Raw genomic sequence first — 13,589 nt, forward strand, 5'->3', positions numbered from 1 at the left:
GGCACATCGATGCCGTCGAGGGGCGGTCACACCATCAGAGCCGTCGGCATCAGTAGAGCTCCGTTCCGATTTGGGTTGGGGGAAGTGACCCCGGCGGGCGCGTTCCGTGCCCCGATTCCTCGGGCGAGAGGACGACGACGCGTGTACCGCTTCGGACGCGGTCGGCCAGATCGACGATGTCCTGGTTGTAGAGCGGTATGCAGCCCGACGACGCGGCCTGACCGATCGTCCAAGGCTGTGACGTGCCATGGATGCGATAGAGCGTGTCGCGTCCGCCCTGGTGAAGATACAGCGCGCGCGCCCCGAGCGGATTGTCGAGCCCGCCCTCCATGCCGCCGGCATGCGGCGCGTAGATGTCCGGCTCGCGCGAGATCATGTTCTCAGTCGGCGTCCAGGATGGCCAATCGCGCTGATAGGGGATCACCGCCTAACCGTCGAATTGACGGCCCGCCTCACCCACCGCGATGCCGTAACGGATCGCCCGGTCGCCCTCGAGGATATAATAAAGGAACCGCTCGTAGGGATCGACGACGATGGACCCGGGCGACTCTTCCGTCCAGTAATCGACTTCCTGCCGGGCGTTGCGCTCCGACAGGAACCGCGCGTCGACGGCGGGAATGATCGTCTCGCCATCGTCGACCGCCCCGTACATCTGCAGGATTCCGAGATCGATCTGGGGCGCAACCGGGATAGTTGCGACCTCCGGTTCGGGGCGGGCGCAGGCCGCGAGAACAAGCGCGGCTGCAAGCGCGAGGATAGGTCGGATCATCGGATCTCTCCTCCGAGGTTTTCGAGACGTGATGTGAACTCGGCGCGGGAGATCTCGCCAGTATGGGCCGCGACGAGCCGGCCGTCCGCATCGTAGAACAGCGTCGTCGGAAGCCCCATCGCTCCGAGGCCACCGAGAAGATCACCCTCGGGGTCGAGCAGGATACCCTCGCCGGGAAGGTCCACATCGTCGAGGAATCCGGCGATCCGGGGCGGCGTCTCGGCTTGGTTGGCAAAGACCACATCGACGCCTTCGGCTCGATCGGCGATCTCCATCATCATCGGCATCTCGCGGCGACACGGCGGGCACCACGTCGCCCAGAGATTGATCGCGAGCGGGCGTCCGGCACGTTCCGAGAGCACAACCGGCGGGCCTTCGTAGGTAAGGAACGGGGTATCGGGCAGGCCGCTACCGCCATCGGAAGCGATCAGGAACGGCGCGATCGATCCGGCGAGAGCCGCGACAAGCGCACCGGACAGTATCGGCGCGACCATTCCGGATCGACGTGCCGCTACGATGAGAGCTGTACCGATGAAACCGATCGCTCCCGACCGAACCGAGAAGCCCCCTTGCCATAAAGCAAAGATATCAAGCGGATCGGCAGCAAACGTGGCCCAGTTCTCAACCACGAATCCGATCCGCGCGAAGACGACCCAGGCGATGAGCAGGCCGAAGACCGGCACGTCCGCGCCGCGCCATCGTGCAACGAGCCCTGCGACGATCACGAAGGCGAGGGCCGCCATGATCGCGGCGAAGCGGGCTCCGTCGAAGAGGAGGGAGCCGATCTGCACAGCGCTCATCGCGACACGCCAGCGAGCGAGCCCAGCATGTCGACGGGACCAACCTCGCCTAAGAGTCGGGTGCCGGGGACCTCGCGTCGCTCGCTGTCGAGGAACACCATGGTCGGCGGGCCGACGGAGCCGAGCTCGTCGAGGAGCGCCTGCAATGCGCGGCCGAAATCCGAGACGCCCACCGAGATGGGGACGAGGCTGGCAAGGGCCGCCTGCACGTCGGCATCGGCAAGGGCGTGCCGTTTGATCACCCGGCAGGACTTACACCAGTCTGCAGTGACGTAGACCATGCTTAGGCCGGTCGCGGCGTCGAGTGCGCCTTCGAGCCCGGCACCATCCGTGATGTTGGCGAAGACGGCCTCAGGGGCATTGACCGACATGTCGCCGGTGAGGATCGCGAGCGGACCCAGAGGGTCTCCCTCCTCGATCTGAGCGCACAGCCGGAACGTCTCACTCGGATGAAGGGGCGTGCCACACTGTGCGACCATTGGGGCCGCGAAGGACATGAGGAAAGCGACGAAGAGGGCGATGCGTGTCATGGGCTCAATCTCGGCCGGCAACCTTATGCCAAACTTAGGATCGTGCGGATGGGCGTATTTTTGCACGTAAGCTTCTCTTAAGGTCGTTGCGGCAACTGCGCCTTCATAAGACCAACCGGAGGATACACATGGCAACGCGGCGGCAGCTTCTTCTCGTGGGCGGAGGTGCGGCGCTCTGGGTTGGCGGGTTCAGGGCCCTTCCTCATCTCCGCGACCGGCTTGCTGGTTTCGAATTCGTCGATTTGGACCGGCCGGACGGGTTTCGCCGGCTCGCGTCAGGCGGCGGCACCACATCCTCGGGAGGGGGCTTCGATTTCATGGTCGGTCTCGACCCCACCGATCCTCTTCCTCTTGGGCTGATGAAAGAGATTGCCGACGCGCCGCGGGACGCCCTCTTCGACGGTTCAGCGTCCCAAGCGACGTCGGTGGCTTATTTCTTCGACTATTACTGTCCTTACTGCCGCATCCTGTCGGGCCATCTTGAGAGCCTCGTAGCGGCGGGCGAGATCGACCTGACGTATCACCATTGGCCGATTTTTGGGGAGGCCTCTGATATCGCTGCACGTGCGGTGATCGCCGCAGAATTTGGAGGGAACGCCACGTCCCTGCACGACAGGCTGAAGCAGACGGCCATGCGGGTGACGCCACGCAATATGGAAGAGTTGACGGAGGATCTGGGGCTGTCCTGGCCGGACATCGCGCGGGTCATGAAGACCCCCGCCGTCACGATGGCGCTCGAGCGGACGCGCGCGCTCTCCCGGCTCTTCGGACTAATCGGGACGCCGGCCCTCGTTGTCGGCCGCACCCTGGTCCAGGGCGAGATCGGCGAAGGGCGTCTCAGGGCGCTTGCACGATTGGAGCGGGAGGAGGCCTAAATCCGCCGCGCACGTCTGGCGATCCAGGGCCCGGACAGCATGGCGGGCACGAAGACCAGTGTTCTGGGCGCGCCGTCGGCGAGAGCCGACCAAGTGGGACCGGGGCAGAACGCGCCGATGCCCCAGCCGATCCCGAAGAGCGCGACACCACCGAGGAGCGACGCGTCGATGCGACGGGCGGAGATGAGATCGAAGATGTCCATCAGGATTGGCCGGTCCCGGCGCCAGACTCGGCGATAACCGGCGAAGGCAGTGACGCTTGCCCTGATCATGACGAAGGCCAGAGATGGCTCGCCACCTGCAATTGGTGCCCGGTGTCGGCACTATCGTCGCTGCCACTTTCATGGCTGCGTTGCCGAAGATCGGCACAACCGTTCACCGAAAGATAGCGGCTCTCGCCGACCTTGCGCGGTTTGCCCGGGATAGCGGTCAGGGCAACGGAAGACGGGTCCTCGGGGGCGGGAGGGCAACCGTCAGGGCCGCCCTCTATCTCGCCGCACTGCATGCGTCCCGCCACTCGGCGACATTTGGAGCATTCCGGCTGATGCTACAGGAGGCAGGAAAACCGGTGAAAGCCGCACTGACCGCAACGGCCAGTAAGCTGCTCAGGTAGCTCAACGGCATGGTCGCGGACGGTACGTACTTCCGAAAAGTTCGGCCAACCTGAATACAGTTGCCGGCAAACCCGGCGCGATTCATTTCGCCGTTTTCCTGTCTTTACACGCCACGCTACTACGCCTCTCGGAAACCTGTTGAGCCTTAGGCACTTACGGCTTTCTTAATCGACCCCGATCCAGGGCGGCCTGTTGGAGGCGCCCGCAAAGGAGCGGGGCCGGCATGGCGAAGACCGATCAGAGACCAGAGGTGATCCGGAGAGGCGCGCGGATGCTGCGCACCGCGCTCGGGCCGGCGATCGCCGGGTTTCTGGACGACCCCATGACCGTCGAGGTGATGCTCAACCCCGATGGGCGGCTCTGGGTCGACCGACTTTCCGAGGGGCTTGCCGACAGCGGCAAGATGCTGAGCGCAGCGGACGGCGAGCGCATCGTTCGACTGGTCGCGCACCATGTCGGCGTCGAAGTTCATAGCTTGTCCCCTCGCGTTTCCGCAGAACTGCCGGAAACCGGTGAGCGTTTCGAGGGGCTGCTTCCGCCCGTGGTCGCCGCTCCGGCTTTCGCCATCCGCAAACCCGCCGTCGCCGTCTTCACCCTCGACGACTACGTCACCGCCGGAATCATGACCGGGATGCAGGCCGAGGCGCTGCGCCAGGCGGTCGCCACCCGCGCCAACATCCTGGTGGCGGGGGGCACCTCGACCGGCAAAACCACGTTAACCAATGCGCTGCTCGCCGAGGTAGCGAAGACGCAAGATCGCGTCGTGATCATCGAGGACACGCGAGAACTGCAATGCGCCGCGCCGAACCTCGTGGCGATGCGCACCAAGGACGGCGTTGCCAGCCTGTCGGATCTGGTGCGGTCCTCGTTGCGTCTGCGCCCCGATCGTATTCCGATCGGTGAGGTGCGTGGCGCCGAGGCGCTGGACCTGCTCAAAGCCTGGGGCACCGGCCACCCGGGTGGGATCGGTACCATTCATGCCGGTTCCGGGGTCGGCGCGCTGCGCCGTCTCGAGCAGCTCATCCAGGAAGCTGTCGTTACCGTGCCCCGCGCCATGATCGCGGAGACCATCGACCTCGTGGCCGTCCTGTCCGGACGCGGCTCCGCACGTCGTCTGGCGGAACTCGCCCGCGTCAAGGGCCTCGGGCCGGACGGCGACTACCGGATTTCATCCGTCATTTCAGACCCCGCCATCCCTCACGGACAAGGAGATCCCGCATGATCCGTCACGCCCTGCGCATCTGCCAGCACATCGCCACTGCGGTCGCCGCCACCTATGTCAGCCTGTTCATCGCTCCGGCTGCCCACGCCTCCGGCTCTTCCATGCCCTGGGAAGCGCCGCTGCAATCCATCCTCGACTCCGTCGAGGGGCCGGTGGCCAAGATCGTGGCGGTGATCATCATCATTGTCACCGGTCTGACGCTGGCCTTCGGCGATACCGGCGGTGGCTTCCGGCGGCTGATCCAGATCGTCTTCGGGATTTCCATCGCCTTTGCGGCCTCGTCCTTCTTCCTGAGCTTCTTCAGCTTTGGTGGCGGAGCGTTGATCTGATGGCGGTGAGTTTCGAGGCCCTCGACGCGGTGCCGGGGTTCAGCGTGCCGGTTCACCGCGCGCTGACCGAGCCGATCCTGCTCGGCGGCGCACCACGCTCGGTCGCCATTCTGAATGGCACGCTCGCCGGTGCGGTCGGCCTCGGGCTTCAGCTCTGGCTTGTCGGGATCCTGATCTGGGCCGTCGGCCACATCGCCGCCGTCTGGGCGGCGAGGCGCGATCCGCTCTTCGTCGAGGTCGCCCGCCGCCATCTGCGCATTCCCGGTCATCTCTCGGTGTGAACTCCCATGATGAATCTCGCAGAATACCGCCGCACCGCGTCGCGCCTCGCCGACTACCTGCCTTGGGTGGCGCTGGTCGGGGAGGGCGTGGTCCTCAACAAAGACGGCTCGTTTCAGAGGACGGCGAAATTTCGGGGGCCCGATCTGGACAGCGCCGTCGCGGCCGAACTGGTCGCGGTGGCAGGACGGCTGAACAACGCCTTCCGCCGCCTCGGTTCCGGGTGGGCGATCTTCGTGGAAGCGCAGCGCTCTGAGGCTGCGACCTATCCGGTGAGCATCTTTCCGGATGCGGCTTCTGCGCTGGTCGATGCCGAGCGCAGGGCAGAATTCGAGGAGGAGGGGAGCCACTTCGTATCCGGCTATTTCCTGACCCTCCTCTGGCTTCCGCCCGCCGAGGATGCGGCACGCTCAGAATCTTGGCTCTACGAGGGCCGCGAAACCTCGGGCGTGAACCCCTGGGAACAGGTGCGCGACTTCATCGACCGAACGGATCGTGTGCTGGCGCTGCTCGACGGTTTCATGCCGGACTGCCACTGGCTCGATGACGCCGATACGCTCACCTACCTGCATTCGACGATTTCGACCAACCGGCACCGCGTGTGCGTGCCCGAGGTGCCGATCCATCTTGACGCGCTCTTGCCCGACCAGCCACTGGCCGGCGGGCTGGAACCGCGCCTGGGTAGTCATCATCTCCGCGTCCTGACGATCACCGGCTTTCCTGGTGCCACGACCCCGGGCCTGCTCGACGAGTTGAACCGGCTTGCCTTTCCCTATCGCTGGTCGACCCGGGCCATCGTCATGGACAAGCTGGATGCGACGAAGCTGCTGACCCGGATACGTCGTCAGTGGTTTGCCAAGCGTAAGTCTATTGCCGCGATCCTCAAGGAGGTGATGACCAACGAGCAATCCGCGTTGGTGGATACCGATGCGGCGAACAAGGCCGCCGACGCAGATATTGCCTTGCAGGAACTCGGCGCGGATCTGGCTGGCATGGCCTATGTCACGGCCACGATCACGGTCTGGGACGAGGACGTCCGCCGCGCCGACGAGAAGCTGCGGCTGGTCGAGAAGATCGTCCAGTCCCGTGATTTCAACGTCATGGTCGAGACGGTCAACGCCGTCGATGCCTGGCTCGGCAGCTTGCCTGGGCATGCCTATGCCAATGTCCGCCAGCCACCGATCAGCACATTGAATCTCGCCCATATGATCCCGCTCTCGGCGGTCTGGGCGGGCGAGGCGCAGGACGAGCATTTCGGCGACGCTCCGTTACTCTACGCCAGGACCGAAGGCTCCACCCCGTTCCGGTTTTCTCTGCATGTCGGGGATGTCGGTCACACCCTCGTCGTCGGTCCGACCGGCGCCGGCAAATCCGTGTTGCTGGCGCTGATTGCGCTGCAGTTCCGGCGGTACTCGCGCAGCCAGATCTTCGCCTTCGACTTCGGCGGCTCGATCCGCGCCGCCGCGCTCGCAATGGGCGGCGACTGGCATGACCTCGGCGGTGAGCTGACCGACGCGGATGAGAGCTCCGTCTCGCTGCAACCGCTGGCCCGTATTCACGAGACGTCGGAGCGCGCCTGGGCGGCTGACTGGATCGTCGCCATCCTGACGCGCGAGAACATTCAGATCACCCCGGATGTGAAGGAACATATCTGGACGGCACTGACCTCGCTGGCCTCGGCCCCTATGGGTGAGCGGACCATGACAGGCCTCGCGGTCCTGCTGCAGTCCAACGACCTGAAACAGGCGCTACGCGCATACTGCGTGGGTGGACCCTATGGCCGGCTGCTCGATGCCGAGGCCGAACAGCTGGGATCGGCGGATGTGCAGGTCTTCGAGATCGAGGGGCTGGTGGGAACCGGCGCGGCGCCCGCCGTCCTCTCATACCTGTTCCACCGGATCGGCGATCGGCTCGATGAACGCCCGACGCTGCTCATCATCGACGAGGGCTGGCTCGCGCTCGATGACGATGCCTTCGCGGAGCAGCTGCGCGAGTGGCTGAAGACGCTGAGGAAGAAGAACGCTTCAGTGATCTTCGCGACGCAGAGCCTCAGCGACATCGACGGCAGCGCCATCGCGCCTGCGATCATCGAAAGCTGCCCGACGCGGCTCCTGCTGCCGAACGAGCGGGCCATCGAGCCCCAGATCACTGCCACCTATCGCCGCTTCGGCCTCAATGATCGGCAGATCGAGATCCTCGCGCGGGCCACGCCCAAACGCGACTACTATTGTCAGTCGCGGCGCGGCAACCGGCTGTTCGAGCTGGGCCTCAGCGATGTCGGACTGGCCCTCTGCGCGGCATCGGCCAAGTCGGATCAGGCGCTGATTGCTGAGATCGGTGCTGAGCACGGGAGAGACGGGTTCCTCGTCGCCTGGCTGAAGGCGCATGGCCTCGATTGGGCGACCGACCTGATCCCCGGCCTCACCAATCTCGCCACCGACGCAGAGGGGGCCTCTCCGGCCACCGCTGTTGTTGGGGACGCCGAACCTGCCCTGAAAAAAGAGGAGATCACATCATGACCCGCAAGATCACGTTTCGGTTCGCCGGCCCGTCGCTGTTCGCCCTCGCGCTGGCGATGCCCATGGCCATGTCGCCCATCGCAGCGCCGCCCGCCCATGCGCTCTTCGGCATCGGCGGGGGGCCTTTCATCGTCTACGACCCGACCAACCATGCCGAGAACCTCCTAACGGCGGCGCGCGCTCTGGAGCAGATCAACAACCAGATCGCACAGCTCCAGAACGAAGCGCAGATGCTGATCAACCAGGCGCGCAATCTCGCCAACCTGCCGTATTCCGCGCTCCAGCAGATCCAGCAGAACGTCAGCCGCACGCAGCAACTCCTGGCCCAGGCGCAGAACATCGCCTTCGATGTGCAGAGCATCGACCAGATGTTCCAGCAGGATTATGGCAACCTTTCCCTGACGGCGACCGACCAGCAACTGATCGCCGAGGCCCGGTCCCGTTGGGAGAACACCGTCGGTGGCTTGCAGGATGCCATGCGCGTGCAGGCCGGTGTCGTCGGCAATATCGATGCCAACCGCGCCGAGATGTCCGCGCTTGTGGGGCAGAGCCAGAACGCGGTTGGCGCCCTGCAGGCCACGCAGGCAGGTAACCAGCTCCTCGCACTGCAATCGCAGCAGCTCTCGGACCTGATCGCGGTGATCTCGGCAAACGGCCGCGCCAATGGATTGACCGAGGCCGAGCGCGCCACCGCTGCAGAACAGGGCCGCATCCAGCGCGAGCGCTTCCTGACGCCCGGCGCGGGCTACCAGCCCGGTAACGCGCAGATGTTCAACTAAGGCCAGGAGGGGAGACGATGGAGGGGAAGGTGTTGGCCCGGATCACGGCCATCGTGTTCGTGGCGATCGCGATCACCGCCACGGTGATCGAGGTCACGCGAGAGGAGGGGCCCGCGCCGGTCAGTATCGCGCCCGCGTTCCAGCCGTCTGCCGATCCTCTCCGCGCGACACTGCGCCGGTGCCAGCAACTTGGGGAGGCCGCTGCCAGCGATGCCGATTGCCTCGCCGCCTGGGCCGAGAGCCGTGACCGGTTCCTCGGTCGGACGCCTGCACCCGAAGCGCCGCAGCGTCCGGGAGATCAGTGAGCCATGGGTGGAACCGGCGTCATCGACAACTTTCTGGGCATTTTCACCAGCTACATCGACAGCGGGTTTGGGCTGCTCGGGGGTGAGGTGGCCTTCATCGCCACCACGCTGATCGTCATCGACGTGACGCTGGCGGCCCTGTTCTGGGCCTGGGGCGCCGATGACGACATCATTGCCCGATTGGTGAAGAAGACGCTCTTTGTCGGGGTCTTCGCCTATATCATCTCCAACTGGAACAACCTCGCCCGCATCATCTTCGAGAGCTTCGCGGGCCTTGGTCTGATGGCCTCGGGCACCGGGTTTTCCGCCGCCGATCTCCTGCGCCCCGGCCGCGTCGCCCAGACCGGGCTCGAGGCCGGACGGCCGCTGCTCGAAAGCATCTCCGATCTGATGGGCTGGGTCGCGGTCTTCGAGAACCTCGTCCAGATCCTCTGCCTGTTCTTCGCCTGGGTGCTGGTGATCCTTGCCTTCTTCATCCTCGCGGTGCAGCTCTTCGTCACCCTGATCGAGTTCAAGCTCACGACCCTCGCGGGCTTCGTGCTGATCCCCTTCGGCCTCTTCGGCAAGACCGCCTTCATGGCCGAGCGCGTGCTGGGCAACGTCATCTCGTCCGGCATCAAGGTTCTGGTCCTCGCCGTGATCATCGGCATCGGATCGACGCTCTTCGGCCAGTTCACCGCAGGTTTCGGCGGCGTGACGCCGACCATCGATGACGCCATGGCGATTGTTCTGGCCGCCCTGTCTCTGCTGGGCCTCGGTATCTTCGGCCCCGGCATCGCTTCGGGTCTGGTGTCCGGCGGGCCCCAACTCAGCGCGGGGGCGGCCATAGGCACCGGCCTTGCCGTTGGTGGCGCTGCGATCGGGGCCGGAGGGGCGACCATGCTCGCAGCACGCGGAGCCGGATCAGTACTCTCCGGAGGCGCCGCCGTCGCACGCGGCGGTGCCACCGCCGCGGGTGCTGCCTCGAGCGCCTACACGCTCGGCTCGATGGGTGGAGGTGGTCTCTCCGGCGGGATGGCTGGTGTGGCGCGCGCCGGGGCCGCTGCCACGGCATCACCGCTCAAGAAGGCGTCTTCTCGCGCGGCTGGCGGGATCCAGTCCAGCTACGCCGAGGGCGTAAAGGGCGGTGTTGCGGCGACGGGCGGAACCACCTCGATGGGCACGGTCGGCGGAGCGACACCCGAGCCTTCTTCCAGCCTGTCCGCCTCCGATGGCCTGCCAGCCTGGGCGAAGCGCATGCGCCATAACCAGGCCGTGAGCCATGGTGTGCGCGCTGCCGCCCATGCCGTCCGGTCGGGTGACAGCCACGGCTCGGGCTCCTCCGTCAATCTCTCCGAAAGGGATCGCTCATGAACCTCTTCAGGCGTTCCGCCACGCATTATGGCAAGACGCATCAACCAGAAACGCCTTACCAGAGGGCAGCGCAGGTCTGGGACGAGCGTATCGGCTCCGCCCGCGTTCAGGCCCGCAACTGGCGCTACATGGCCTTCGGCAGCCTGATCCTCGCGGCGGGATTTGCCGGCGCCCTGGTCTGGCAATCCGCGCGTGGCACCGTCGTGCCCTGGGTCGTTCAGGTCGACGCGCTCGGCGAGGCCCAGGCTGTCGCTCCGGCCTCCGCCGATTACGAGCCGACCGATCCGCAGATCGCATTCCATTTGGGTCGTTTCATCGAACAGGTCCGGTCGATCCCCGCCGATCCGATTATCGTGCGGCAGAACTGGTTGCGCGCCTATGAGTTCACTACGGATCGTGGGGCGGCCGCGCTGAACGACTATGCCCGCGCCAACGACCCGTTCACCCGCGTCGGCCGTCAACAGATCGCCGTCGAGGTGTCCTCCGTCATCCGGGCTTCGCCGGGATCGTTCCGCGTCGCCTGGACTGAACGCCACTACGAGAACGGCCAGCTTTCTACGACCGAGCGCTGGACCGCGATCCTGACCGTCGTGATCCAGACTCCGCGCAGCGCCGAGCGCCTGCGCGCCAACCCCCTCGGAATCTATGTCAATGCGATCTCCTGGTCGCGGGAGATGAGCCAATGACTGAACTGCATCTTCATGCAAACAGGTCTCCGGGTGTCAATAAGCCCACCTTGGTGGCCTTGCTGCTATCCGCGTCCGTGCTGGCGGGGTGCGCCAGAAACCCGGTGCCGGAATTCAGCTACGACGAGTCCGTGCCACCGCTGCCCACTCCGCCCGCCTCGGCTGCCGAGGAACGTCCTCGTCCCTTGCACACGCCGCCGGTCTGGACAGTGGCGCATGGCGGAGCGGCGGCGGGCACGCCGACCGGACGTATCGAAAACGCCAATGCCGCCGCCCGGGTCGAACCGCGCCGCGAGGGCTATTACAATGCGATCCAGATCTATCCCTGGTCGGAAGGCGCGCTCTATCAGGTCTACGCCGCTCCCGGTCAGATCACCAACATCGCACTCGAGCCGGGCGAACGTCTGACCGGCGCAGGCCCGATTGCCGCGGGGGATACCACGCGCTGGATCATCGGCGACACGGAGAGCGGGGCCGGATCCACCGCCCGCGTCCACATCCTCGTCAAACCGACGCGGGACGACATCTCGACCAATCTGGTGATCAGCACTGACAGGCGGGTTTATACGATCGAGCTGCGTGCCCGCGAGGCGCTCTACATGCCGTCGGTCGCCTGGGCCTATCCGGCAGCGCCCCGTGGTGGGCGACAGGCTGTGGCAACCGCGCCGACCATCCCGGCGCCGTCGGCCCGCAATCATCGGTACGGCTTGCAGATCCAGGGGGAAAGCCCGCCCTGGCGCCCGGTTTCGGTCTTCGACGACGGCCGTCGCGTCTATGTCGTCTTCCCGGCTGGTATCGCCCAGGGCGAGATGCCGCCGCTCTTCGTGCTCGGTGCCGATGGAGAACCGCAGATCGTCAACAGCCGTATCCATCAGAACGTGCTGATCGTGGATCGCCTCTTCGGCGCCGCCGAGCTTCGGCTGGGAGCAGGAGACCGCCAGCAGGTGGTCCGGATCGTGCGCATGGAGGAGCGCGAGGCGGATGCGCGGACGGAGGGGGATGCGCGAAGGGGAGGGGCGTCATGAGTGACACCGATCCTGCGACTCCGATGCGTCTGCGCGCCGATCCGCCGCGCGTGACCCGGCTGTCGCGCAAGGTTCTGGCCGGTGTCGGAGCGGTCGCGCTGTTGGGTATCGGGGGTGCGCTGATCTATGCGCTCCAGACCCGTGAGGCAGGGTCGGGAGGTGGAGAACTCTACTCCATCGACAATCGACCGGCAGCGGACGGCCTGGAAGGGCTGCCGTCCGACTATACCGGACCGGTTCTGGGACCTGCACTGCCCGGTGACCTCGGGCGGCCGATCCTCGACGCGCAGGAGCGGGGAGTGCCCGTAGGCCCTCCGCCGATTGTGGGCCCGACCGTCGATCCGGACGCGGAGCAGCGCAGGGCAGAGGAGGAAGCCGCGCGTCTGAGCGGGGTCTTCGTTCAGACCGCGTCTGGCAGGGCGACGACGGCCGGGGTCGGCGTGAACCTTCCGGGCCTGGGTAGCACCGAACAACCCGAGGGCAGCCGGCATACGGGTTTCCTCAACGGTCCGGTGGACCGGCAAACCGTCGCATCGGATCGCATTCAGCCGCCAGCCTCGCCGTACATCCTTCAGGCGGGAGCGGTGATACCCGCCGCGCTCATCACTGGCATTCGCTCCGATCTCCCGGGCCAGATCACCGCGCAGGTCACCGAGAATGTCTATGACAGCCCGACCGGATCGCTGCTGTTGATCCCGCAGGGAACCCGCATCATCGGCCAATACGATGACGGTGTGACGTTCGGCCAACGCCGCGTTCTGCTGGTCTGGAACCGCCTGATCCTGCCCGGCGGTCAATCCATTGTTCTCGAACGTCTGCCAGGCGCGGATGCGAGCGGCTATGCCGGCCTCGAAGATGGCGTCGACTATCATTGGTGGGAGCTGATGCGCGCGGCGGGTCTGTCCACGCTGCTCGCGATCGGCGCGGACCTCGCCACCGATGACGAAGACCGCCTGGTCCAGGCGATCCGCGATGGGGCCGTGGACACGATCAAACAGGCCGGCCAGCAGATCGTCCAGCGTCAGTTGCAGGTCGCGCCGACGCTGACCATCCGTCCGGGGTTCCCGGTCAGGATCATCGTCACCCGCGATCTGGTATTCGAGCCCGCAGGAGGTTGATCATGTCGAAACTGAAGCTTGGGCCGTTGCCCGATGACAAGCCGGTGAAGGTGACAGTGGAATTGCCCGCGTCTGTTCATCGCGATCTTGTCGCCTATGCAGAGGTGCTGGGGCGAGAGATAGGCCAGCCTGTTGCCGATCCTGTCCGGCTGATCGTGCCGATGTTGGAGCGGTTCATGGCGACCGATCGGGGGTTTGCGAAGGCGCGGAGAGCAAGGCAGAGTTCGAAGTCGACAACGTGAAGTTTTTGGCCGCGTTCCTAGGGTCAGGACCCATTGATTGGCTTGATGTCGCCGCCCCTGCGTGATTCAAGCGCTCCGCGCTGACGGGGGGCATGATGAGCAATCTTTTCTGGCTGACGGACGAGCAGATGGAGCGGCTGAAGC

Annotated in this window: 18 protein-coding genes; 13 read left to right on the forward strand and 5 right to left on the reverse strand. The window is 65.6% G+C overall.

From position 1 onward, the window contains the following. Window positions 1–49: 49 nt before the first annotated feature. The 4 genes from ACFSGJ_RS17920 to ACFSGJ_RS17935 are packed head-to-tail and all read right to left on the reverse strand — an operon-like array spanning window position 50 to window position 2,099. Window positions 50–424 (reverse strand): L,D-transpeptidase, encoded by a 375-nt coding sequence (locus tag ACFSGJ_RS17920; protein WP_390265032.1) that lies wholly within the window; start codon window positions 422–424, stop codon window positions 50–52. Between the two features lie 3 nt (window positions 425–427). After that, on the reverse strand, window positions 428–769 hold the full coding sequence (locus tag ACFSGJ_RS17925) for a L,D-transpeptidase family protein (protein WP_390265035.1): 342 nt from the start codon (window positions 767–769) through the stop codon (window positions 428–430). After that, window positions 766–1,569, reverse strand: coding sequence for a prolipoprotein diacylglyceryl transferase family protein (locus ACFSGJ_RS17930; protein WP_390265037.1), 804 nt, complete (start codon window positions 1,567–1,569; stop codon window positions 766–768). Before ACFSGJ_RS17930 ends, ACFSGJ_RS17925 begins: the two co-directional genes overlap by 4 nt. Next, the gene (locus ACFSGJ_RS17935) at window positions 1,566–2,099 is read right to left on the reverse strand and encodes a thioredoxin domain-containing protein (RefSeq protein ID WP_390265040.1); all 534 of its coding nucleotides are present in this window, start codon (window positions 2,097–2,099) and stop codon (window positions 1,566–1,568) included. Before ACFSGJ_RS17935 ends, ACFSGJ_RS17930 begins: the two co-directional genes overlap by 4 nt. 128 nt (window positions 2,100–2,227) lie before the next feature. Here ACFSGJ_RS17935 and ACFSGJ_RS17940 point away from each other — a divergent pair, with 128 nt between their 5' ends. Beyond that, window positions 2,228–2,974 (forward strand): DsbA family protein, encoded by a 747-nt coding sequence (locus ACFSGJ_RS17940; protein WP_390265043.1) that lies wholly within the window; start codon window positions 2,228–2,230, stop codon window positions 2,972–2,974. On the opposite strand, the gene ACFSGJ_RS17945 is transcribed toward ACFSGJ_RS17940, so the two are convergent. Then, window positions 2,971–3,279, reverse strand: a complete 309-nt coding sequence (locus tag ACFSGJ_RS17945) for a DUF6691 family protein (protein ID WP_390265077.1) — start codon at window positions 3,277–3,279, stop codon at window positions 2,971–2,973. The two genes, ACFSGJ_RS17940 and ACFSGJ_RS17945, sit on opposite strands and share 4 nt — an antisense overlap. Window positions 3,280–3,317: 38 nt before the next feature. On the opposite strand from ACFSGJ_RS17945, the gene ACFSGJ_RS17950 reads away from it, so the two are divergent. From ACFSGJ_RS17950 to ACFSGJ_RS18005, 12 genes are all read left to right on the forward strand, one after another. Next, window positions 3,318–3,587 (forward strand): transposase, encoded by a 270-nt coding sequence (locus ACFSGJ_RS17950; RefSeq protein ID WP_390265080.1) that lies wholly within the window; start codon window positions 3,318–3,320, stop codon window positions 3,585–3,587. Between the two features lie 272 nt (window positions 3,588–3,859). After that, on the forward strand, window positions 3,860–4,810 hold the full coding sequence (gene trbB, locus ACFSGJ_RS17955; RefSeq protein ID WP_465262143.1) for a P-type conjugative transfer ATPase TrbB: 951 nt from the start codon (window positions 3,860–3,862) through the stop codon (window positions 4,808–4,810). After that, entirely contained in the window at window positions 4,807–5,139 is a 333-nt protein-coding gene (locus tag ACFSGJ_RS17960; RefSeq protein ID WP_390265048.1) for a TrbC/VirB2 family type IV secretion system protein, read from the forward strand. Before trbB ends, ACFSGJ_RS17960 begins: the two co-directional genes overlap by 4 nt. Continuing rightward, window positions 5,139–5,420, forward strand: a complete 282-nt coding sequence (locus ACFSGJ_RS17965) for a VirB3 family type IV secretion system protein (protein ID WP_009573786.1) — start codon at window positions 5,139–5,141, stop codon at window positions 5,418–5,420. Before ACFSGJ_RS17960 ends, ACFSGJ_RS17965 begins: the two co-directional genes overlap by 1 nt. A gap of 6 nt (window positions 5,421–5,426) precedes the next feature. Continuing rightward, complete coding sequence (trbE, locus tag ACFSGJ_RS17970) at window positions 5,427–7,937, forward strand: conjugal transfer protein TrbE (protein WP_390265051.1); 2,511 nt, start codon at window positions 5,427–5,429, stop codon at window positions 7,935–7,937. Further along, window positions 7,934–8,716, forward strand: coding sequence for a P-type conjugative transfer protein TrbJ (gene trbJ, locus ACFSGJ_RS17975; RefSeq protein WP_390265054.1), 783 nt, complete (start codon window positions 7,934–7,936; stop codon window positions 8,714–8,716). The genes trbE and trbJ overlap by 4 nt, the downstream gene beginning before the upstream one ends. Before the next feature lie 17 nt (window positions 8,717–8,733). Further along, the gene (gene trbK-alt / locus ACFSGJ_RS17980; protein WP_390265057.1) at window positions 8,734–9,021 is read left to right on the forward strand and encodes a putative entry exclusion protein TrbK-alt; all 288 of its coding nucleotides are present in this window, start codon (window positions 8,734–8,736) and stop codon (window positions 9,019–9,021) included. Window positions 9,022–9,024: 3 nt separating this feature from the next. Beyond that, window positions 9,025–10,374, forward strand: a complete 1,350-nt coding sequence (gene trbL / locus ACFSGJ_RS17985) for a P-type conjugative transfer protein TrbL (RefSeq protein WP_390265060.1) — start codon at window positions 9,025–9,027, stop codon at window positions 10,372–10,374. Then, window positions 10,371–11,060, forward strand: a complete 690-nt coding sequence (gene trbF, locus ACFSGJ_RS17990) for a conjugal transfer protein TrbF (RefSeq protein WP_390265063.1) — start codon at window positions 10,371–10,373, stop codon at window positions 11,058–11,060. The genes trbL and trbF overlap by 4 nt, the downstream gene beginning before the upstream one ends. Beyond that, window positions 11,057–12,085, forward strand: coding sequence for a P-type conjugative transfer protein TrbG (gene trbG / locus ACFSGJ_RS17995; protein ID WP_390265066.1), 1,029 nt, complete (start codon window positions 11,057–11,059; stop codon window positions 12,083–12,085). The genes trbF and trbG overlap by 4 nt, the downstream gene beginning before the upstream one ends. Further along, window positions 12,082–13,203 (forward strand): TraB/TrbI/VirB10 family type IV secretion system protein, encoded by a 1,122-nt coding sequence (locus tag ACFSGJ_RS18000; RefSeq protein ID WP_390265068.1) that lies wholly within the window; start codon window positions 12,082–12,084, stop codon window positions 13,201–13,203. Before trbG ends, ACFSGJ_RS18000 begins: the two co-directional genes overlap by 4 nt. 2 nt (window positions 13,204–13,205) lie before the next feature. Further along, entirely contained in the window at window positions 13,206–13,445 is a 240-nt protein-coding gene (locus ACFSGJ_RS18005; RefSeq protein WP_390265071.1) for a DUF2274 domain-containing protein, read from the forward strand. Window positions 13,446–13,589 lie beyond the last annotated feature (144 nt).

Source organism: Halodurantibacterium flavum (genome assembly GCF_042681825.1).
Taxonomy (GTDB): domain Bacteria; phylum Pseudomonadota; class Alphaproteobacteria; order Rhodobacterales; family Rhodobacteraceae; genus Halodurantibacterium; species Halodurantibacterium flavum.

Bases quoted from the DNA above. Each gene is read 5' to 3' on its own strand.
- ACFSGJ_RS17925 (WP_390265035.1), bottom strand. From the start codon at position 769: ATGATCCGACCTATCCTCGCGCTTGCAGCCGCGCTTGTTCTCGCGGCC.
- ACFSGJ_RS17930 (WP_390265037.1), bottom strand. From the start codon at position 1,569: ATGAGCGCTGTGCAGATCGGCTCCCTCCTCTTCGACGGAGCCCGCTTC.
- ACFSGJ_RS17935 (WP_390265040.1), bottom strand. From the start codon at position 2,099: ATGACACGCATCGCCCTCTTCGTCGCTTTCCTCATGTCCTTCGCGGCC.
- ACFSGJ_RS17940 (WP_390265043.1), top strand. From the start codon at position 2,228: ATGGCAACGCGGCGGCAGCTTCTTCTCGTGGGCGGAGGTGCGGCGCTC.
- ACFSGJ_RS17950 (WP_390265080.1), top strand. From the start codon at position 3,318: ATGGCTGCGTTGCCGAAGATCGGCACAACCGTTCACCGAAAGATAGCG.
- trbB (WP_465262143.1), top strand. From the start codon at position 3,860: ATGCTGCGCACCGCGCTCGGGCCGGCGATCGCCGGGTTTCTGGACGAC.
- ACFSGJ_RS17960 (WP_390265048.1), top strand. From the start codon at position 4,807: ATGATCCGTCACGCCCTGCGCATCTGCCAGCACATCGCCACTGCGGTC.
- ACFSGJ_RS17965 (WP_009573786.1), top strand. From the start codon at position 5,139: ATGGCGGTGAGTTTCGAGGCCCTCGACGCGGTGCCGGGGTTCAGCGTG.
- trbE (WP_390265051.1), top strand. From the start codon at position 5,427: ATGATGAATCTCGCAGAATACCGCCGCACCGCGTCGCGCCTCGCCGAC.
- trbJ (WP_390265054.1), top strand. From the start codon at position 7,934: ATGACCCGCAAGATCACGTTTCGGTTCGCCGGCCCGTCGCTGTTCGCC.
- trbK-alt (WP_390265057.1), top strand. From the start codon at position 8,734: ATGGAGGGGAAGGTGTTGGCCCGGATCACGGCCATCGTGTTCGTGGCG.
- trbL (WP_390265060.1), top strand. From the start codon at position 9,025: ATGGGTGGAACCGGCGTCATCGACAACTTTCTGGGCATTTTCACCAGC.
- trbF (WP_390265063.1), top strand. From the start codon at position 10,371: ATGAACCTCTTCAGGCGTTCCGCCACGCATTATGGCAAGACGCATCAA.
- trbG (WP_390265066.1), top strand. From the start codon at position 11,057: ATGACTGAACTGCATCTTCATGCAAACAGGTCTCCGGGTGTCAATAAG.
- ACFSGJ_RS18000 (WP_390265068.1), top strand. From the start codon at position 12,082: ATGAGTGACACCGATCCTGCGACTCCGATGCGTCTGCGCGCCGATCCG.
- ACFSGJ_RS18005 (WP_390265071.1), top strand. From the start codon at position 13,206: ATGTCGAAACTGAAGCTTGGGCCGTTGCCCGATGACAAGCCGGTGAAG.